The sequence below is a fragment of the Bacillus sp. S2(2024) genome, assembly GCF_050474045.1.
GTDB lineage: Bacteria > Bacillota > Bacilli > Bacillales > Bacillaceae_G > Bacillus_A > Bacillus_A yunxiaonensis.
In genome coordinates this window covers 2,323,932-2,342,753 of the sequence record NZ_JBFLUS010000003.1, presented here as the reverse complement: position 1 = coordinate 2,342,753, position 18,822 = coordinate 2,323,932, and the positions used below count along the sequence as shown (strand labels likewise).

The window sequence follows — 18,822 nt, the reverse complement described above, 5'->3', positions numbered from 1 at the left end:
ATGTGAGAGGAGAAGTCGCTATGAGAAAAATTGCAATTGTCACAGGTGCAACGCGGTTACATGGTATTGGAGCAGCTGTGTGCAAAGAATTGGCTCAGAAAGGGATAGATATCTTTTTTACTTATTGGCCTCGCTATGATAAGGCGATGCCTTGGGGGATGGAAAGAGATGAACCGTTTTTATTAAAAGAAGAAGTTGAAAGTTTTGGTGTACGTTGTAATATGACTGAGATTAATTTGGCACAGTCTTATGCGCCGAACCGTTTTTTATATATGGTATCTGAACGTTTGGGAGAGCCGACAATTTTAGTAAATAATGCTACGTATTCTGTAAATACAAATTATGAGTCAATCGATGTAGAAAAGTTAGATTCACATTATACAGTGAATGTAAGAGCACCAATTTTATTAAGTTCACTATTTATAAAGCATTTTACAAAAGAAAAAGGCGGGAGAATTATTAACCTTACGTCTGGACAATCCTTAGGACCGATGCCAGATGAGCTTGCATATGCTGTAACAAAGGGGGCTATTGAAACATTTACAGCTTCAGTTGCACCTGCTGCTGCGAAAAAGGGGATTACAGTAAATGCGGTTAATCCAGGACCAACGAATACAGGGTGGATGAATGAAGAAATGAAACAATATCTTGCAACAAGATTTCCGACAGGAAGGGTTGGAGAGCCGAAGGATGCAGCGCAGTTGATTGCTTTTTTAGCAAGTGAAGAAGCAGCGTGGGTGACGGGGCAGGTTATTCATTCGACGGGAGGATTTTATCCCGCATGAACGGGCAGTAAGACCCCACCTCAAGATTGAGAAAAAAGCGAAGAAGATAGATGGGGGATAACTGCCCGTAAAAGCCCGATTGATTCAACTAACAATCAGTGCGGGATGAAGAAAACTCCACTGATGGAAGCTTCACTTTATTGAGAAACTTGTATTTTTAATTAATAATAAAAAGGAGTTTTTGGAAGTATATAGAAAACTATTTGGGAGGTGAAATTGTAATTTTAGGAGGCTTATTATGAATTTGAAAAAAATATCGATTGCTTCATTAGCAGTTGGAGCTATGCTCTCCATTACAGCTTGTGGTACCTCAACAGAGAAAGATCAAGCAAACCAAAGTAAAAAGGAACAAACAAACGCTCAGGAAGAAGCGAAAACAACAAGCGCAGAACAAAAAAATACGAGTAAAAATGAAGAGAAGGACTCAAAAACAACAAGTGCAGAACAAGCAACAAATGAGAAAACTGAAACGAAATCAACGAATACAGAACAAACGAAAAATGACAAGAACGGAACAAAAGAAACAAAATCAACAAATGCAAAGCAAAATGCTAGTATGAAAAGTGGAGTAAAAGAAGTTGTACAGTTAATAGAAGAAGTGGACAAGCAATTGAAAGCAAATCCTAAGCAAGAAACTGTAAATAATTTAGGAAAGCAGCTGACTGATAAATGGGATGTAGTGGAGAAAGAAGTTGAAACAAAGCATGCATCCGATTATAAATCAATTGAGCTAAATTTATACCCACTAATTGTTGAAATGGGCAAACAAAAACAAGATTTAAAGAAAATAAAAACGCTAACTACGAAAACAAAGCAAGATTTAAATCAACTTTTGAATAAGCTTTAATTGGCAATGAAGGCGAAAATAAATCTTCTCTTATATATAATCCGTGTTATAAAAGGAGAAACGTAGCAGATTTGTACGTTTCTTCTTTTATTTTTAGTTAAGATTCGTTGTAAAATACATAATACAATTTTTTAATAAAGTATATGGGTGAAGTAGATATGGGATGGGTTTAACTAATAAGAAGCGGGGCGATTTTTACCCACTTCTTGTTCTCTAGAACTACTCGTTAACGATATAAAAATTGCTTTAAAGTTCCATTTTCAATACAAGCTAGCGGGATAGTTTGTTCAGTCCCTTTCTCCATATTTCGTAAAACAGCGACATTTGCATTTATTTCGTCTTCACCAATAATAAGCACATATGGAATATTTTCTTTGTTTGCATAGTTAAGAGCTCGTTTTAGTTTACGATCTGTGAGTTCAAGCTCTATTTTTAAATTTTCATTTGTTCGCAGTGTGTGTGCAATTTTTAAACATTCTGCTTGTGTTCTAAGTGGAATGATAAAGACATCGACAGAAGGGGATGCAAGTTCTTTTTGTAAGAGAGCAGTATATATGACATCTAAACCAAATGAAATTCCAACTGTTGGATAAGATTTATTATCGCCTCGAAATGCACCGATAATATTATCATAACGACCACCGCTGCCAATACTAGAGGTAATACTGCCATCAGTTAAAAAGATTTCATAAATCGTTCCTGTATACATTGTGAGACCTCTTGCAAGAAAAGGAGAAAATACTGTATTAGATTCAATTCCAAGTGCAATTAAGTATTGTTTAAGTTCTTGAAGTTCAGTAACTCCTTCCTTTACAAGTGAATTAGAGAATGCCTTTTCAAACTCAGAGAGCTGCATAGACATACATGTTTCCAACGTTTTACATAATGTATCAATAGTTTCGCTTTGTATTCCTCGATTTATTAAATCATTTCTTACACCTTCAATACCGATTTTCTCAAATTTATCTACAGATAAAATAACACCTTGTATTTGTGATTCAGGTATCTGTATGGCTTGTAATATTCCTGTTAATAGCTTGCGGTTGTTATATTGAATGGTTACATCTAGGCTTAACTTTTTAAATATGTCTAGAGCCATTACTATTAATTCCGCTTCTGCTATAACGGATTCAACTCCAACAATATCTACATCGCACTGTATAAACTCTCGAAATCTTCCTTGTTTAATTGGGCCATTACGAAATACTTTCCCAATTTCATAACGTTTAAACGGAAGACGAATTTCTGGATTCATAGCTATAGCTTTTGCGAAAGGAATTGTTAAATCGTAACGCAGTGCAAGTTCACGATCTCCTTGGTCACGCAGGGTATACATTTCCTTTAAAATTTCAGCACCTCCTCCATATTTATAAGCCATTAAATCGTACATATTCAAAATCGGAGTTTCTAATGGTTTACAGCCGTAAGCTTCAAATGTTTCTTCACAAGTTCGTTTAATTGTATTTCGTAGCACTTGTTCTTCTGGTAAATAGTCTTTTGTTCCTTTTACATTTTGTAGATTCATGTTTATTCCTCCTTTTGGAAATAAAAAAAGCTATGCAGGTATAAAAATACCCACATAGCTTTATAGTCGCTTCGTGGGTAACAGGAATAGCCCTGTACCCACGAAGAAAAAATTCTTCGGATACAAGGCGTTATGTATGATGATGAAGTTGGAAAGAAGTATTACGATTTAACATAAGCAATCTCTCCTTAAATTTTTTAATATCATATCAAATTTAATTTGAATTATCAAATAATTTTTTATTTCGCTGCTGCCAGGCAGTAAGCTTTTCACATATGGAAGTTTCACTTTATAAAAAAATGTAGTAAGAGTAAAAAATCTGCCTCATGTATGAGACAGATTTTTTATGAAGTAATAGATGCAAGTGTGCCATTGCTTATTTTAATAAAGTCTGTACCATTAATAAAGATTTGCAAGCCTCTTTTCCCGGCGCTAATGCTAATTGGGTTTAAAATTGCAGCAGATTCGTCAATAAAGAGTGGATAATTTTTTTTCACGCCAAGAGGTGAAACACCGCCGCGTATGTATCCTGTTAATCCTAGTATTTCCTTCATTGGAACCATTTCTACTTTTTTGTTTTTACTTGCAGACGCTAATGCTTTTAAATTGAGTTCTTTATGTGAAGGTATACAAGCCATTATTACCCCAGTTTTATCTCCGCGAAGGACGAGGGTTTTGAAGACTTGTTCTAATTGTAAATCTACTTGTTTAGCAACATGTTTTGCATCTAAGTTTTCCTCATCCCACTCATATTCATGTATTGTATATGGAGTTTTATGCTTATCTAATAAACGACAAGCGTTTGTTTTAGTACTCATTCTACACACTTCCTTTTTTATTTCTTCTTTTTAGTATACAAAATTTCGCAAAATAAGACAGGGAAAATGAGAAAGGACAAGAATATGTAACATATATTTTGAAAAGAAAAGAGGGAAAAAGATGTGGAGAACGACTGATCTTTATGATGAATATGAAACTGAAGTGCAAGTATGTAAGCCTCTGTTTCAATCATACGGAAAGAAAAAGCAGTTTCACGGAAAAATTGAAACAGTGAAAGTAAAGGATGATAATGTACTTGTAAAGCAAGCGCTAGAAACGTTACCTAAGGGTACAGTGTTAGTTGTGGACGGAGATGGCTCAATAAATTGTGCGCTGCTTGGTGATAATTTAGCAAACATTGCAAGGGAAAGAGAATTAGCAGGCATTATTGTATATGGCTGTGTTCGTGATTGTATAGAACTTAGTAAAATTGAACTCGGTATTCTAGCGATTGCAACAATGCCAAAACGTAGTGTGAAAGAAGGGAAAGGAGAGACAAATATTCCTGTTTCCTTTGGGGGAGTTTCTTGGATTCCAGGAGATTATGTCTATGTTGATGAAGATGGTGTGATTGTATGTAAAAAAGCGATTCATCATGAGTCATGATGTGAAGAAAAGGAAATTTGAATGTAAATAATGATAGAAATATTTTCAGATACAAATGTACATCAATATAAGACTTTAAAAAGGGAGTTCCAAGAATATTAGTATGCTTAAAAAGTAAATATGAGAAATGATAGACAAAAAAATATAAAAATAGTAAAATAGTACAGAATTTTGTAATATTGTGAATTATATAGGGCTATAGTATTTCACTATGTAAAAGAGGGATTTTGGCGGAATTTCTATATTATTTCGCTACTATAAATGAGAAGACTTTTTACATTTTTCATCGGAGGATGCAAAAAGTTATTGTTTCATAAGCTGGGTACCCTACCTATGCAAATGCAACAACCTACTGAGATAGAGGTGCTGTGCATCCATTGAACCCTTGTTTGAAGAGAGTTTATGCGCGCCCTTTGTGGGTATTTTTTTATGCGATTTTTAGGAAAGGGAGGAATAAATAGTATGGCAAACATGAAAAAATGGTTATTCATGTCATTTATGACGATTGCATTCGTTTTCTCGTCATTTGCAAATACCGTACATATTGTCTTTGCTGAAGGTAAAACAGCAACGTTAGCAATTGTTGGGGATTCACAAAAAGGAATTATGCTATGTCCAAAAGAAGTTGCAATTCAAGACGGAGAAACGGCCTATAGTTTACTGCAAAAAGAAATGGGGAGTAAAGTAACGGCAGAAAACACGAAGTATGGCGTATACGTTAAAGGTATTGATGGATTAATGGCTGGTGAAACGAGCGGCTGGTCTTATGAAGTGAATAACAAATCTCCGATGGTTGGGGCAGATAGCTATAAACTAGAAGCTGGAGATGTTGTAGCTTATCGTTTTGTTTTAGACTGGAACAATATGAGTCAGCAAACTTTGCAGCAAGTGTTAGATGAGCTTGGTACATGTAAGAAACAGCCTGATACAAACAAACCAGGTACAGACAAACCTGATACACCAAAACCACAGGAACCTACAAAAGGTGATCTAACGAAGCAAGTTGATGAAGCAATTGTAAAAACTGCACAAAAGATGATGAAAGATGGTATAGATAGTGACTGGGTAGTGATTAGTCTAGCTCAGTCAGGTCAAGAGGTTTCTAAAGAGATAAAATCAAACTATTTAAAATCATTAGCAGAGCGTATTAAAGAGAAAGAAAACAGCTTTTCTTCCACTGAGTTAGCACGTACAATTTTAGCAGTTTCAGCAGTAGAAGGTGATCCAACAAATATTGCTGGTAATAACTTAATTTCAAAATTATATAACTTTGAGAAAATAGATTCTATTACAGGGTATACTTTTAGTCTACTTGCATTAGATACAAAAAAATATGACGTGCCAGCTGACGCGAAATGGAACCGCGATACATTAGTAAATGCAATTTTAAAATCACAGCATACAGATGGCGGATGGGCGTATATGGGGAAATTAGAGGAACCAAGTGATGCTGATGTAACTGGCATGGTTTTCTCAGCATTAGCACCATATCAAGATCAAGCGACAGTAAAGCAAGCATTAGAAAAAGCGAAGAAATATTTAGCGAGTACACAGACAGATAAAGGTGGATTTACATCCGGTGGTGTAGAAAATGCTAACAGTGTAGCAGAAGTTGTTCTTGGACTTGCAGCAGCTGACATAGATCCAACAAGTACTACATATACAAAAAATAATTATAATACGGTTCAAAATTTACTATCTTATCAACTAGAGAATGGTGGATTTAAATGGTTGCCAACTGATACTGAGGAAGATAGTATGGCAACTGAGCAAGCGATGTTAGCGCTTGTTCAGTATAAGAACTATTTAAATGGTAAAGGTTCTATTTTCGATTGGACAAAAGCTTCAACACCAACTAATGAAGGGAATAACTCAACGGAAGAGCCGAAACAACCAACTAGTAATAATCAATCTGTAACAGAGGAGCAGCAAAAACAAGCGGATAAACAGCCTGTTGTGACCGCAGAAGATCAAGTTGTACAAAAGGAAGCGAAAGTAGAAAAACATAGTTTACCAGAAACAGGTATGTCTGGATTAAATACTGCTATGCCAGCTGCATTTGGCGTACTGTGCATTGGCGCTGCATATGTAATCTGGAGAAGAAAAGCAGCTTGACGAAATTAGGAGCAAATATTTGCTCCTAATTTTATTACGAAAGGTGTGAGAAATGATGAAAATGCTGAAATGGCTTGTGTTATTTGTTTTCTCACTTAGTTTTATTACTGGGTGTAGTCAAAATGAGGTAAAGACAGATAAAAAGACAGCTACAAAACAAACAGAGCAAAAAGATGAAAAGAAACAGGAACAGAAACAAGAACAGCAATCTTCAGAAGAACAGAAGTCACAAGAAGAAAAAGCTGTAGATTCAAAATCTATCGAACAGAATCAAGCGCAAAAACAAAACGTAGAACAATCACAAAATCAAGAGCAAAAAGCACAATCTCAAGAAAAATCTAAAGTTGTAAATGAGCCGAAAGAAACCCCGAAGCAGGAAAATGTGCAACAACCAGCTGAAAACCAACAGTCTGCACAGGGCCATTCTGAAGGGACACCTTCACCAGTACAACCTGCCCCAGAGCCAAAACCAGAACCTAAACCGGAACCAAAACCAGAGGTAAAGACGGTTACTATATCAGTACGTGATGATCAAAGCACGGTCTTAGGGGGGACGGAAGTAGAACTTCAAGAGGGAGATACTGTTTTTAAAGTATTAGCTCGTACAATGAAGCAAAAGGGTATTCAAATGGAATATACTGGTTCAGGGAATGGTGTATATGTTCAAGGGATTAATAATTTATATGAGAAAGATAAAGGAAGCGGAAGTGGTTGGAAATATAGTATAAATGGTGTTGTTGCTAATATGGGTGCAGGTAAGTATAAAGTGAAGCAAGGAGACAAAATTGAATGGTTTTACACGTTAGATTATAGGAAAGAAGATCGGTAAGGGTCAATGAAACTAGCATTTTCTTCTATGCATCCGCTCGTCAACTTTCTGTATTATGTAGGGGTGATTATACTATGTATGGTATGTCTTCACCCTGTTTTTTTAATTGGTGCAATTTGTATGATTCTTATATTAAATATCATACAAGGTAATGGAGAAAAAATGAAAAAAATGTTACCAAGTTCACTTTTTTTCGCTCTTATAATTACAATTATAAATCCGTTATTAACACACCGGGGCAGTACAATTTTATTTTATATAGATTATAATCCGATTACATTAGAAGCAGTGATTTATGGATGCACAATGGCGTTATCATTGTTGGTGATTTTATTTACGTTTGCTTCTTATAATGAAATGATATCAAGTCATAAGTTCTTATATTTATTTTCCCGTATTTCTCCGAAAGTAGCATTGCTTACAATGATTACCGTTCGTTTCGTCCCTTTATTTATGAGACGTCTCACTCATATTACACTTGTGCAAAAGTCAAAAGGAGTTCAAGTGGATGCGGGTTCTCTGAAAGAAAGGGCACAAAATGGCATGAAGCTGTTGCAAGTATTGTTAGTTTGTTCATTAGAAGAGGCCCTTCAAACCGCTGATTCTATGCAAGCACGCGGATTTGGAGTGACAAAACGAAGTACATATATTCGATACCGTATGGAACATAGGGATTGGTTTGTCCTTACTTGGTTAGTAATTTTATTTGTATGTTGTCTTTTTGGAATAAGTATGGGATATGGTGTTTTACTAATTTATCCAAAAGTAGAATCACTCCTTTTACAACAAAATGATCTATTTTTCTTTATTCTATTTCTTATGTATATAAGTCTACCAATTCTAGTAGAAGGAAGGGAGTGGTTATGGTGGCGCATGCAGAAATAAAAGATTTGTCGTTTACATATGCAGACGAGGAGTCTGCGGCTTTATGTAATGTGTCTTTATCAGTTTCTCACGGAGAATTTGTTGTGTTGGCAGGATGCTCTGGTTGTGGCAAGACGACGTTATTAAAACATTTCAAAAAAGAGCTTCTCCCGATTGGAATGAGAGAAGGCAGCATGTATTATGATGGGGAATGTTTACATTCAATACCAGATTTATTATCGGCTCAAGAAATCGGGATGGTATTTCAAAACCCCGAGAATCAGCTTGTGATGGATACAGTGATTCAAGAACTTGCATTTTCCCTTGAGAATGTCGGCTATGAAACAACGGTCATTCAAAAAAGAATTGCTGAATTAATTAGTTTTTTAGGGTTTCAAGATATGTTGCATCAATCTGTACATACGTTATCTGGTGGACAAAAGCAGCTCGTTAATCTAGCTGCTGTACTTGTTTTACAGCCTAAATTGTTGCTATTAGATGAACCGACCGCACAGCTAGATCCAATTGCAGCAAAAGACTTTTTAGGACTATTGAAACGAATTCATGAAGAACTAGGAATTACAATTATTATGAGTGAGCATCGTTTAGACGAAGTGGTTCCTCTCGCCGACCGAATTGTTTTTATGGATAAAGGTACCATTGTCTATGATGGAAAACCAAATGAAGTGATTCCGGAAATGTGGAAAGTAAAATCATTTCGCCCATATATTCCGCAAATTCCACGTTTGTTTTTAGAATGGAAGGCTGAAAATGTTCCGTTTACAGTTCGTGATGCACAAAAACAAATTCATTCGATTTTAAATGAATTTCAGTATGATACCCCTCCGCATCATACAGAAAAGGGGGATGTACTGCTACAAGCAAAACATGTTTCATTTCAATATGAAAAACATGGACCGTTCATTTTGCAGGATTTGATGCTGACGGTTAAACAGGGACAATGGACAGCGCTTGTTGGAAAAAATGGTACCGGAAAATCAACGTTATTAACGCTTTTAGCAGGGCTGCAAAAATGTCGCAGAGGAAAAGTGATTTGGGAAGGTAAGTTAATTCATAAAACAGAAGTAACAGAGCGCTTTAAAAAAATTGGCTATGTATCGCAGCATCCTTACTATCATTTTACACATGATACTGTTTGGGACGAGCTTTTTAGCCGTGCGCAACAATTGTATAAAAAAGAAGCGAATGAAAAAGTAGAAGAAATGCTTCGGAAGTTTTCAATCTTGCCTATTCGTAATCGCCATCCACATGATTGTAGCGGCGGGGAACAGCAATTAATCGCTCTTTGTACAGTGTTATTGTCAAAGCCAAATCTATTATTATTAGATGAACCGACAAAGGGATTAGATCCAGGCAAGAAAGAACAGGTTGGCGAGTTGTTTCAGCAATTACAAAAAGAAGGAACGACGATTGTTATGGCGACGCATGATATTGAGTTTGCAGCAAAATATGTGGATAGCTGTATCATGTTATTTGATGGGAAAATTATTATGGAAGAAACACCGGCCCGCTTTTTTAGTGAGAACTTTTTTTATACAACATCTGTTAATCGTTTTATTCGTAAACAACTGCCGTATGCTTTAACATGGGAGGATGTGTTTGAGGCGTGTCCAAAAGATATGCTGGTATAGTTGTAGTCGTTTTTTTAGTGTTGATTATTACACTTTTATTTACGTCTTTTGTGACGGATCAATATTATATATGGTGCAGTCTTTTCTTTTTAATTGTGATTATGTTGCCATTTTATGTGCGTTTTGAGAAAAAAGCTTTTGTTTCGCGTGAAATAGTACTTGTAGCTGTCCTAGCGGCAATTGCTGCGATTAGTCGCGTTCCATTTTCTTTTATTCCAAGTGTACAACCGACTTCGTTTGTTATTATTGTATCAGCAATTGTATTTGGTAGTGAGACCGGTTTTCTTATCGGTGCAACAGCTGCGTTAGTTTCTAATATATTCCTAGGGCAAGGACCTTGGACCCCGTGGCAAATGTTTTGCTGGGGTATGATGGGTTTTTCAGCAGGACTGCTACGTCATACGTGGATGATGAAAACATTATGGGGAAGAGTTCTCTTTGGATTTATTGCAGGATTTGCTTTTAACTGGGTTATGAATTTATGGTTTCTTATTGGTTTTTTGAAAGAACTAACATGGGATACTTTTATAAAGGCGTATATTACAAGTTTTTATTTTGATCTTGCACATGCACTCTCCAATGTATTTTTTCTTTGGGTGTTCAGCACATCCTGGATTAAAATATTGGCACGCTTTAAGAAGAAGTACGGTATATTAGAATGAGGAAATGCAACGCATGTTTTCTCAAGTAAATAGGGAATAAGTTTTTCTTATAAGACATAAACATATACAGTAGGATCGCGACTTACATATTCGTTTGCCTTTTGAGACACTACTTACCTTGTGTAGGAGGTGTCTTTTTTATCGTACATTTCTAATAAAAAACTTAGGGGAATGGATCCTATATATTCATACTATGGTATTACATTTATAGATAGAAGAATCATACAACAGATGGATGTTGCGGAAATTATATTTTTATATACTAATGGTATATAAAAGACTGATATTTTACATGGTCTCTTTTGTTTATTCGAAGAAACTATTATTGATAGCAGTTGTAACACATTACATCTTATCAAGAAAGGATGTAAAACATGATAAAGAATATATACGAAACACATTTATATGTAGGGGATCTAGAGAGAGCGGTTGAGTTTTACCAAAATAAACTGGGACTAAAGCTAGCGAGAAAATCACCTGAAAGGAAAGTGGCCTTTTTTGGGGTAGGAGAAGATAAACAGCAAATGCTGGGGGTATGGGAAGTGCCAAATGACACTTCTATTCAGCTCAATCATTTTGCTTTTGAGGTAGAATTGAATTTCCTAAAGCAGTCCAAAACATGGCTGGAAGAGAGAGGAATAGAAGTAATCGGAAGCCAAGGAAAAGGGAATCAAGAACCCATTGTCCAAAGCTGGATGCCGGCAGCGAGTGTTTACTTTCTCGATTATGATGGAAATAAGCTGGAGTTTATTTCTTTATTATCTGATGAACCAAATGACCATGGATATGTACCATACTTAAGTGAATGGGAAAAAGAGAATCGAGAAAAAAGAAATTATGATTAGATAGAATAAGTGAAAAATATAGAAGGGAAATTCTAATGGTTCTGAGCGTTTAGAGAGGATAATAAATCGTAAGAGATCGGCTTGACGAGAGCTTCCATCAGCGGGAGATGAAGAAGAAAAATCACCACTGATGGAAGTTTTACTTTATATCATTCTTGGGATAAAATTTCTGCCGTACTATCGCACTGTTGCAGCGCATGCTGGACAGCTTGTAAAGATTGTTCAATACGTTGACGATTATCTGATTTCTCGACTGTTTGCAAGGCACTTTGTAAACAGTCTTTTGCTTCATGTAATGCTTGGCAAGAATCTTGAACATGACCGCGTGCATTTTTTTGCATGATTGCACCTCCTTTGGTCTATACATTTGTAGTATGAGCACAACGAAACAAAATATAATAGTTTTCTAAAAAAATAAATCCTGATAATTCTTATAAGAATTGACTTTTTTAGTTATATTGATTATAGTAAAGGATAAAGTGAATATTTTCTTATCCAGAGAGGTGGAGGGACTGGCCCGATGAAACCCAGCAACCGCAATGCAGGTGCTAATTCCAGCAGAACAGTTTTGTTCTGAAAGATAAGAAGGAAGAGATATGTTCCGCTTCTTCTTATCGAAGAGGTTTTTTTTATTGCAAAAAAACCGATAATGAAAGATGGACAACGAGAAGAAAGGAGTGGACATAGTTGTGAAGATCGAGAAATATATTACATTGCGAAGTGCAATTTACGAATATATGGAAGAACAAGAAGAGCCGATTACGTTATTGGATATTCAAGAGTATATTGCTTCTGAGCATAAAGGGAAATTCGCGAAAAAGATGCTGCAGCAATTTTATTTACTGCGGTTACTCGATGAACTAAAGCTGGATGGGAAAATTACTTTAGCAGAGCCGCACCAATATATAGATGATAAGAGGATTTACTACATAGTAAAAGAGAAAAGAGGGAGTTGATCTCTCTTTTACTATGTTATAATTTATTTGAAAATTCACTTATCTTTGAGGTATGTAGATAAAAAGACTGTACTATGCAGTCTTTTTACAAGGAAATGGTGTTGAGTGTGTAGTGTTCGAAAATTAAATGTGCCCCGAAAGATGGGCGTTCTCGGCTAATAAATAAAAAAGACACCATCGCCGAATAGGTGTCGTCGCTTTTGTCGAAGGGACTTGCCCTTTGACATGTATTAGAATAGCATGTGGGCCCGCGAAAAGTCAAAAGGGAATTGATGGAAAATACGTTATTTGCAATGAATATATTGATTGTATACGCACATCCAAACCCATCAAGTTTCAACGCTGCTATTTTGAAATATATGGAACAAGGATTACACAAAACAAATCACTCTGTAACTGTGTCAACTCCGCTCGTGTTAAGTATCCTTTGAAGGTGATACACGAGAAACCTCCACTTCAAGATCCAAAGGAGATAAGTGGCGGGAGTTTTCATATCGATTAGCTGAATGGGTTGTGACGAAGAAAGGAATATTGTCCTTTTGTGGGATACGTAACATAAAGTGTTCTGTATTTCAATTTGTGAAAAGTAGTAAACAAGAAAAAAGAGAGAAATGGCTGTAAAAGATATATGAGAAGGCGGCAAAATTATGAAAAATAAGGAACAGATTTATAAAATTATGAGTGTATGTAAAAGAGAAGATGACTTGTTTTATTCTTATCTTTTTTGTTTATTAGGGATAAAAGAGAATAGCAAGCAATTTTCTAAAGTCAAACAAGAAGTGCGGGAAGAATATCTTATAATGGGGATTTGTGAGAGAGAAGTAGACATTTTAGTAGAACAAAATAAACAGGTTGCAGATTTGTATATACCTAAGTTGCTTCGGTGGGAATTTTTACAAGAAAACGTTCGTTATATAGAAGATTTGTGCTCAATGTTATTTCAGTTAAAACCTTTATGCTTTTCAGAAGAACAATGGAAAAATGTAATTATGATTATAGAGAAAGAGCTGCCGTAAGACAGCTCTTTTCGTGACAAAAATTTTGAGAATTTCAGTCTAATTTTAGTGTTTTTGCTGTAAATACTTAGCGATTTGTAAATACATATCTCCATATACGGATTGTATTTCTCCGTTATGATTAGCATTTGATGAAAAGTGAACGATAACCATATTTGCAGTTGGATCGATATATAATCGTTGTCCATAACTGCCAAGTACTTCGAATGCGCCATCTACATTATGCGGGATCCACCATTGATTATGGTAAGAATATGCTTCACCATCTCCAACTGGAAGTTTGTCTTTTTTAATATTCTTAATTTCATCAATGATAGAAGAAGAAATAATTTGCTTTCCATCATATACGCCATTGTCCGCAATCATTTTTCCGAACCTTGCCATATCCCGAGCGGTTGCATTTAAGCCCGCGCTTGCTTGTTCCACCCCGGTTTCATCAACAACATAATAAGCATCCTCTTCTGCTCCAATTTGTGACCAAAAGCGTTCACTTACCATGTCTGCTAGGGATTTTCCTGTCACAGTACGAATTACCCATCCAAGTGTTTCGGCGGAACCGTTATTATATGAGAAATTCTCTCCAGGAGCAGCAGTTTCGTTTGCTTCTAGCAACATGTCATAAATTTTTAACGGTCCATCATAGTTTTTGCCGCGAGGAAGAAGATTACTCGCTAAATATAATTGTGCATCTTGATTAGATAATCCAGCTTGTTTAAAGCTGTGAGTTGGATATTTTACAGAAACTTGCATATCTAGTAGTTGTTGAATTGTTGCCTTTCCAAATGGTGTTCCTTGTAATTCTTTTACATAAGTTTCTGCAGTTATATCGGGTTGCAACTTTCCTTCTTCAATGAGTGTGCTAATGAGAAGCCCTGTAAATACTTTTGATAACGAAGCCATACCGTGTGGTTCATTTTCTTTATATCCATGAAAATATCGTTCATATACAACCTTATCATCGTGCAAGACAATGAAAGCATCTGTTTTGTATTTTTCTAATAATTGAAGAACGGTCGTATCATTGTTATTTTCATCTGTAATTTGTAAATCATCCAAATTTTGCGAGTTAGTTGGAAGGGAAGATATATAATTTGGATTTTTAGCGACAACTTTTGTTGAAGCAAATTCTCGCATATGTGAATAAGACCAACGAAGATATGGGTCTTGTAACCAATTTTTTTTCGTTACTGTTTGTTTTGAGGAATAAACTTTATTTTGTTTGAATAATGTAAAGCTCATACCAGTTAATATAAATAAAAAAATCAAAACGATTAAAATTAGAGGGTATTTTTTAAATCTCATAACAAGCCTCCTTATGCATTCATTATAAGGTATAAGTATCTTTATGAGCAAAAAAAGGAGAGTAAACATAGAAGTTTACTCTCTCTTATATCATTAAGCAGATAATTTTGTTTGGGTTGTTTGCTTTTTGAACTTTTGTTTTCGTCCGTGAAGGAAATAATAAATAAGTAATGTAAATGCAACGATAATAGAAGAAATAAAATACATATTATGATAGCTTGAATGTGCTGCGATAATACCTAGTACGAAAGATCCAATACCAATACCTGTATCAAAAAATGAGAAATAAGTAGCTGTTGCAGTTCCGCGTCGATGGTGTGGTGCGACACTAACCGCAATCGTTTGGAAACTTGGAATCAAGGTTCCGTATCCAAATCCGATAAGTACACCAGCAGCAAGTAACCAAAATGGCGTTTGCGCCTGACTTAAAGTGAACATTCCAATCATAAATATTATAATAGAGGGATAAATGAGAACATTTTCTCCGAATCGATCAAATATTTTACCTGAAAATGGACGAGAACTAACAACTACAATTGCATATACGACAAAGAAATAACTTGCGATATCGGCCATGCCAAGTTCCTTTGCATAAATCGGAATAAATGAAAGGATACCGCTATAGGCAAAGGAGAGTACGCAGCCTGTGACAGCAATTGGAATTGTTGAAGGCTCGATTAAATCTTTCCACTGCATACGTTTCGTTTCTTTTTTCACAGTTGTTTTTTCTTCAGGAATGTTTACTAATAGTCCGCATAGAAAAGCAAGAATAGAAAATATAGAACAAACGATAAATAAAACTGTAAATGAGAATTTAGAAATGATAGTTAATCCTAAAAAAGGACCAATAACCATTGGTAAACTCATAAATACTCCATAATAGCCGAGCGCTTCACCGCGTCGATGGTGTGGTGCTACATCTGTTACAATTGTACCAGTAGCCGTCGTTGCCATTCCAAATCCGATGCCATGGAAGAAGCGAAGGGTAAGCAGTAAAAATAAGCTTTGCGCACCGAAATACATCACCGTTGCAGCTAAAAAGAGTGAGAGTGAGATAAATAAAATTTTCTTTCTTCCTAAATCATCAAGCCATTTACCTGTAAATGGTCGACAAAGTACAGAAGAAATTAGAAACACTGTTGCAACTAGACCTATTTCTCCAGGTTTTCCTTTTAGTCCGTCGATGACATATATAGGTAAGGTTGTCATGAGCATATAAAATGTTAAAAAGAGAAATAGACTACTCAAACATGTTCCGATGAAGTCTTTCGTCCAAAGTCTTTGACTTTCCATAGTCATCCCTCCAATTTCTAATCAAGATTACGAATTACTTTTTGTAGTACGTCAAAAGCACGAAGAAGTTCTTCATCGTTAATATCTTGCAGTGCTTTTTCCTCAAATGAGTCTACTTCTTCCTGCCACATTGGAATCATTTCCTGTGCTGTTTCTGATAAAGAAATGAGCTTTTCGCGTCGATCCCTTCCTTCTTTTCTAATAATCCAACCTATCGATTCCATGCGGGTTAGAGTCCGAGTCATTGTTGGAGATTCGACGTTTAAATATTGACACAATTCCGTTTGTGTGCAAGGTCCAGTTTGATGCAATCTGAAGATTACAGCCCACTGTGCACTGTATAAACCAGTTGGAGAAACACGCTCATTAAACTTCTTGGAAAATTTTCGAGAAGTTTGGCTGACGACGTGAAAAAAGTGTTGTTTTTCGTCCATATTTTTATTCCTTCCTAATTAGTTACCTAGCTAACTATAGCCTCTTTTTTCTGAATTGTCTAGTAGTCTGTTCGCCATGCTTATGTTAAAAGTACGTTAATTTTTAGATTGAGAACATATATTCTATATGGTATTATTATATTTAGAATTTTCTGTATTTTATTTAGGTGTTATTAATAATTTTGAGGGGGGCAAAGAGAATGATTAAACCTGCAAGTATGAAGTCAGTAGCATTATCAAATGGAGAAACAATTGCCTATCAAGAAGTGGGAAGTGGAACAGAAATATTAGTGCTTATTCATGGGAATATGACATCTTCGCAACATTGGGATTTAGTTATAGAACAGTTACAAGACTCTTATCATATTTATGCTCTTGATTTACGTGGTTTTGGTTTTTCAACTTACCATCAGCCTATAGATTCTTTAAACGATTTTGCGCAAGATGTAAAGCTGTTTGTGAATGAATTGCAATTGAAAGATTTTTCATTGGTAGGATGGTCAATGGGTGGAGGAGTTGCTATGCAGTTTGCAGCTTCTTATCCAATGGATGTGAAAAAACTCATACTAGTTGAATCGGTAGGGATGAAAGGATATCCGATTTTTAAGAAGGATATAAACGGTCAGCCAATTGTTTCAAATTTATTAAAAACAAAAGAAGAAATTTCTCAGGATCCTGTTCAAATTATACCTGTTGTGGAAGCTTTAAAACAAATGAATAAGCAATATTATCGCACTATATGGAATTTGCTTATCTACACCAAGCATCAACCTGATCCAGAGCGGTATGAAAAGTATCTTGATGATATGTTAACACAGCGTAATTTTGTTGATGTAAATTATGCGCTTGTAACATTCAATATATCAGATCAACATAACGGAGTTGTAGCTGGAAATGGGAATATTAATCGCATTCAAGTACCAACATTAGTTCTTCAAGGTGATCGTGATTATGTTGTTCCCAAAGCAGTTGGTGAAGAGCTAGCAAAGCATCTGCCAAATGCAAAATTAGTCGTACTAGAGGATTGTGGACATTCTCCATTTATCGATTGTTTAGAAGTGTTTATAAATGAATTGATTGCGTTTTTGAAAAAGTAGTAAAGGATTCCTATCTATTTCCTTTTGGAAATGGCTCTTTTCGTAAAGTTTGTTGCTTTTAAAATAGACGAGAAATAATTTGCTTTTTATAGTGTTATTTATACAAAAGCTTATTCGGTTAAAGAGGAGGTGAGAAAATGGGTGATTTACAATATAAATTGGAATTTAAAGATTTGTGTCAAACATCTCAACTTGGTGAATTATTGAATGTCCCCGAATCCATTTCTGGTGGGCTTTTACATAGAATGTATGCTGTAGAAACCACGAAAGGAAAGTATGCAATCAAACTTTTAAATCCTCAAATAATGCTTAGACCAACGGCAATGCGAAACTATATCAATTCAGAAAAAATAGCCAATTTCTTGTCTAATAACATTCCAACTCTCCCAGCAAAAAAAATTAATGGAGATGTCATACAAAAAGTAGACAATCAGTTTTATCTTGTATTTGATTGGATGGAAGGTGAAAGTCTGAAACCTTATGAAATCAATAATATTCATTGCGAAAAAATAGGTACAATTCTTGCAGAAATACATAAAGCCGATTTTTCAGAGTTAAGCATAACAAATGCTGGATTTGATAATGGGCAATCGACTAATTGGAATTATTATTTGCAAAAAGGTAAAGAAAATAGTTCAGAATGGGTTAAGTTACTCCTTGAAAATCTCGATAACCTTAGTAATTGGAACTCGAAGGCAATTTGTGCATCTGAATCTCTTTCATCAAATATGGTTATTAGCCATAGGGATTTAGATCCTAAGAATGTTATGTGGAACCAATACAATCCAGTCCTTATTGATTGGGAATCAGCTGGTTATATACATCCAATGCAAGACTTAATCGAAACGGCAATCTATTGGTCTGAAAATAAAAAAGGGGACATTGATAAACAAAGATTCTTCTCTTTTATAAACGGATATAAAAGGAGATACGGTGAACTACAAGCAGACTGGAGAATAGTATTAGTGAATGGCTTTTTAGGCAAATTAGGGTGGCTTGAATACAATTTAAAACGTTCTTTATGGATTGAATGTACAGACGAAGAAGAACAGCAGATGGGAACGATCCAAGTAACAGAAACAATAAATGAGATTAGGCACTATGCAGATACAATTCTTAAATTATTGAATTGGTTAAATAATGAGTTGTAGACTAAGTTTCTTTAACTAAAGGGT

General features: G+C 35.4%; 19 protein-coding genes, 1 pseudogene and 1 riboswitch. Of the genes and pseudogenes, 14 read left to right on the top strand and 6 right to left on the bottom strand.

Annotation, left to right across the window (positions count from 1 at the left end; genetic code table 11):
- Positions 1-20 precede the first annotated feature (20 nt).
- Both AB1284_RS11735 and AB1284_RS11730 read left to right on the top strand, forming a co-directional pair.
- The gene (locus AB1284_RS11735) at positions 21-785 is read left to right on the top strand and encodes an SDR family oxidoreductase (RefSeq protein WP_429749211.1); all 765 of its coding nucleotides are present in this window, start codon (positions 21-23) and stop codon (positions 783-785) included.
- Between the two features lie 238 nt (positions 786-1,023).
- Entirely contained in the window at positions 1,024-1,632 is a 609-nt protein-coding gene (locus tag AB1284_RS11730) for a hypothetical protein (protein WP_429749213.1), read from the top strand.
- A gap of 226 nt (positions 1,633-1,858) precedes the next feature.
- Here AB1284_RS11730 and AB1284_RS11725 read toward each other — a convergent pair whose 3' ends face one another.
- Both AB1284_RS11725 and ybaK read right to left on the bottom strand, forming a co-directional pair.
- Entirely contained in the window at positions 1,859-3,157 is a 1,299-nt protein-coding gene (locus AB1284_RS11725; protein ID WP_429749215.1) for a histidine--tRNA ligase, read from the bottom strand.
- Between the two features lie 344 nt (positions 3,158-3,501).
- Positions 3,502-3,975 (bottom strand): Cys-tRNA(Pro) deacylase, encoded by a 474-nt coding sequence (gene ybaK / locus AB1284_RS11720; protein WP_429749216.1) that lies wholly within the window; start codon positions 3,973-3,975, stop codon positions 3,502-3,504.
- Between the two features lie 121 nt (positions 3,976-4,096).
- Here ybaK and rraA point away from each other — a divergent pair, with 121 nt between their 5' ends.
- The 7 genes from rraA (at position 4,097) to AB1284_RS11685 (ending at position 11,549) form a co-directional block, all read left to right on the top strand.
- Entirely contained in the window at positions 4,097-4,582 is a 486-nt protein-coding gene (gene rraA / locus AB1284_RS11715; RefSeq protein ID WP_429749217.1) for a ribonuclease E activity regulator RraA, read from the top strand.
- A 462-nt stretch (positions 4,583-5,044) separates the two neighbouring features.
- A complete protein-coding gene (locus AB1284_RS11710; RefSeq protein WP_429749219.1) occupies positions 5,045-6,697 on the top strand; it encodes a DUF4430 domain-containing protein in 1,653 nt (550 codons plus the stop codon).
- Positions 6,698-6,749: 52 nt separating this feature from the next.
- The gene (locus tag AB1284_RS11705) at positions 6,750-7,526 is read left to right on the top strand and encodes a DUF4430 domain-containing protein (RefSeq protein WP_429761853.1); all 777 of its coding nucleotides are present in this window, start codon (positions 6,750-6,752) and stop codon (positions 7,524-7,526) included.
- Positions 7,527-7,532: 6 nt separating this feature from the next.
- Positions 7,533-8,411: an energy-coupling factor transporter transmembrane component T gene (locus tag AB1284_RS11700; RefSeq protein ID WP_429749222.1), complete on the top strand. Its 879-nt coding sequence runs from the start codon at positions 7,533-7,535 to the stop codon at positions 8,409-8,411.
- Positions 8,390-10,042: an ABC transporter ATP-binding protein gene (locus AB1284_RS11695; protein ID WP_429754287.1), complete on the top strand. Its 1,653-nt coding sequence runs from the start codon at positions 8,390-8,392 to the stop codon at positions 10,040-10,042. Before AB1284_RS11700 ends, AB1284_RS11695 begins: the two co-directional genes overlap by 22 nt.
- Entirely contained in the window at positions 10,018-10,704 is a 687-nt protein-coding gene (locus tag AB1284_RS11690) for an ECF transporter S component (protein WP_336480935.1), read from the top strand. The genes AB1284_RS11695 and AB1284_RS11690 overlap by 25 nt, the downstream gene beginning before the upstream one ends.
- Positions 10,705-11,078: 374 nt before the next feature.
- On the top strand, positions 11,079-11,549 hold the full coding sequence (locus tag AB1284_RS11685) for a VOC family protein (protein WP_429749224.1): 471 nt from the start codon (positions 11,079-11,081) through the stop codon (positions 11,547-11,549).
- A 149-nt stretch (positions 11,550-11,698) separates the two neighbouring features.
- Here AB1284_RS11685 and AB1284_RS11680 read toward each other — a convergent pair whose 3' ends face one another.
- Complete coding sequence (locus AB1284_RS11680) at positions 11,699-11,890, bottom strand: hypothetical protein (RefSeq protein ID WP_429749226.1); 192 nt, start codon at positions 11,888-11,890, stop codon at positions 11,699-11,701.
- Positions 11,891-12,037: 147 nt separating this feature from the next.
- Positions 12,038-12,136: riboswitch (SAM riboswitch) on the top strand.
- Positions 12,137-12,205: 69 nt separating this feature from the next.
- Here AB1284_RS11680 and AB1284_RS11675 point away from each other — a divergent pair.
- The 3 genes and pseudogenes from AB1284_RS11675 (at position 12,206) to AB1284_RS11665 (ending at position 13,521) form a co-directional block, all read left to right on the top strand.
- Positions 12,206-12,505, top strand: coding sequence for a hypothetical protein (locus AB1284_RS11675; RefSeq protein ID WP_429749228.1), 300 nt, complete (start codon positions 12,206-12,208; stop codon positions 12,503-12,505).
- A gap of 293 nt (positions 12,506-12,798) precedes the next feature.
- Positions 12,799-13,126, top strand: a pseudogene (locus tag AB1284_RS11670) (hypothetical protein).
- Positions 13,127-13,152: 26 nt separating this feature from the next.
- A complete protein-coding gene (locus AB1284_RS11665; protein ID WP_429749230.1) occupies positions 13,153-13,521 on the top strand; it encodes a hypothetical protein in 369 nt (122 codons plus the stop codon).
- A gap of 45 nt (positions 13,522-13,566) precedes the next feature.
- Here AB1284_RS11665 and AB1284_RS11660 read toward each other — a convergent pair whose 3' ends face one another.
- The 3 genes from AB1284_RS11660 to AB1284_RS11650 form a co-directional block, all read right to left on the bottom strand.
- On the bottom strand, positions 13,567-14,823 hold the full coding sequence (locus AB1284_RS11660; protein WP_429749232.1) for a serine hydrolase domain-containing protein: 1,257 nt from the start codon (positions 14,821-14,823) through the stop codon (positions 13,567-13,569).
- Between the two features lie 93 nt (positions 14,824-14,916).
- Positions 14,917-16,116: an MFS transporter gene (locus tag AB1284_RS11655; RefSeq protein ID WP_429749234.1), complete on the bottom strand. Its 1,200-nt coding sequence runs from the start codon at positions 16,114-16,116 to the stop codon at positions 14,917-14,919.
- A gap of 17 nt (positions 16,117-16,133) precedes the next feature.
- Positions 16,134-16,550 carry a MarR family winged helix-turn-helix transcriptional regulator gene (locus AB1284_RS11650; protein WP_429749235.1) on the bottom strand — a complete coding sequence of 139 codons (417 nt, stop codon included), beginning with the start codon at positions 16,548-16,550 and terminating at the stop codon, positions 16,134-16,136.
- 200 nt (positions 16,551-16,750) lie between these two features.
- On the opposite strand from AB1284_RS11650, the gene phaZ reads away from it, so the two are divergent.
- Both phaZ and AB1284_RS11640 read left to right on the top strand, forming a co-directional pair.
- On the top strand, positions 16,751-17,647 hold the full coding sequence (gene phaZ, locus AB1284_RS11645) for an intracellular short-chain-length polyhydroxyalkanoate depolymerase (RefSeq protein ID WP_429749236.1): 897 nt from the start codon (positions 16,751-16,753) through the stop codon (positions 17,645-17,647).
- A gap of 137 nt (positions 17,648-17,784) precedes the next feature.
- Entirely contained in the window at positions 17,785-18,798 is a 1,014-nt protein-coding gene (locus AB1284_RS11640) for a phosphotransferase (RefSeq protein ID WP_429749238.1), read from the top strand.
- The last annotated feature ends 24 nt before the right edge of the window (positions 18,799-18,822 follow it).

Coding starts and splice junctions, on each gene's coding strand:
- AB1284_RS11675 (WP_429749228.1), top strand. CDS start 12,206: ATGGACAACGAGAAGAAAGGAGTGGACATAGTTGTGAAGATCGAGAAA.
- AB1284_RS11710 (WP_429749219.1), top strand. CDS start 5,045: ATGGCAAACATGAAAAAATGGTTATTCATGTCATTTATGACGATTGCA.
- AB1284_RS11705 (WP_429761853.1), top strand. CDS start 6,750: ATGATGAAAATGCTGAAATGGCTTGTGTTATTTGTTTTCTCACTTAGT.
- ybaK (WP_429749216.1), bottom strand. CDS start 3,975: ATGAGTACTAAAACAAACGCTTGTCGTTTATTAGATAAGCATAAAACT.
- AB1284_RS11665 (WP_429749230.1), top strand. CDS start 13,153: ATGAAAAATAAGGAACAGATTTATAAAATTATGAGTGTATGTAAAAGA.
- phaZ (WP_429749236.1), top strand. CDS start 16,751: ATGATTAAACCTGCAAGTATGAAGTCAGTAGCATTATCAAATGGAGAA.
- AB1284_RS11735 (WP_429749211.1), top strand. CDS start 21: ATGAGAAAAATTGCAATTGTCACAGGTGCAACGCGGTTACATGGTATT.
- AB1284_RS11655 (WP_429749234.1), bottom strand. CDS start 16,116: ATGGAAAGTCAAAGACTTTGGACGAAAGACTTCATCGGAACATGTTTG.
- AB1284_RS11680 (WP_429749226.1), bottom strand. CDS start 11,890: ATGCAAAAAAATGCACGCGGTCATGTTCAAGATTCTTGCCAAGCATTA.
- AB1284_RS11725 (WP_429749215.1), bottom strand. CDS start 3,157: ATGAATCTACAAAATGTAAAAGGAACAAAAGACTATTTACCAGAAGAA.
- AB1284_RS11660 (WP_429749232.1), bottom strand. CDS start 14,823: ATGAGATTTAAAAAATACCCTCTAATTTTAATCGTTTTGATTTTTTTA.
- AB1284_RS11695 (WP_429754287.1), top strand. CDS start 8,390: ATGGTGGCGCATGCAGAAATAAAAGATTTGTCGTTTACATATGCAGAC.
- AB1284_RS11730 (WP_429749213.1), top strand. CDS start 1,024: ATGAATTTGAAAAAAATATCGATTGCTTCATTAGCAGTTGGAGCTATG.
- AB1284_RS11640 (WP_429749238.1), top strand. CDS start 17,785: ATGGGTGATTTACAATATAAATTGGAATTTAAAGATTTGTGTCAAACA.
- rraA (WP_429749217.1), top strand. CDS start 4,097: ATGTGGAGAACGACTGATCTTTATGATGAATATGAAACTGAAGTGCAA.
- AB1284_RS11685 (WP_429749224.1), top strand. CDS start 11,079: ATGATAAAGAATATATACGAAACACATTTATATGTAGGGGATCTAGAG.
- AB1284_RS11650 (WP_429749235.1), bottom strand. CDS start 16,550: ATGGACGAAAAACAACACTTTTTTCACGTCGTCAGCCAAACTTCTCGA.
- AB1284_RS11700 (WP_429749222.1), top strand. CDS start 7,533: ATGAAACTAGCATTTTCTTCTATGCATCCGCTCGTCAACTTTCTGTAT.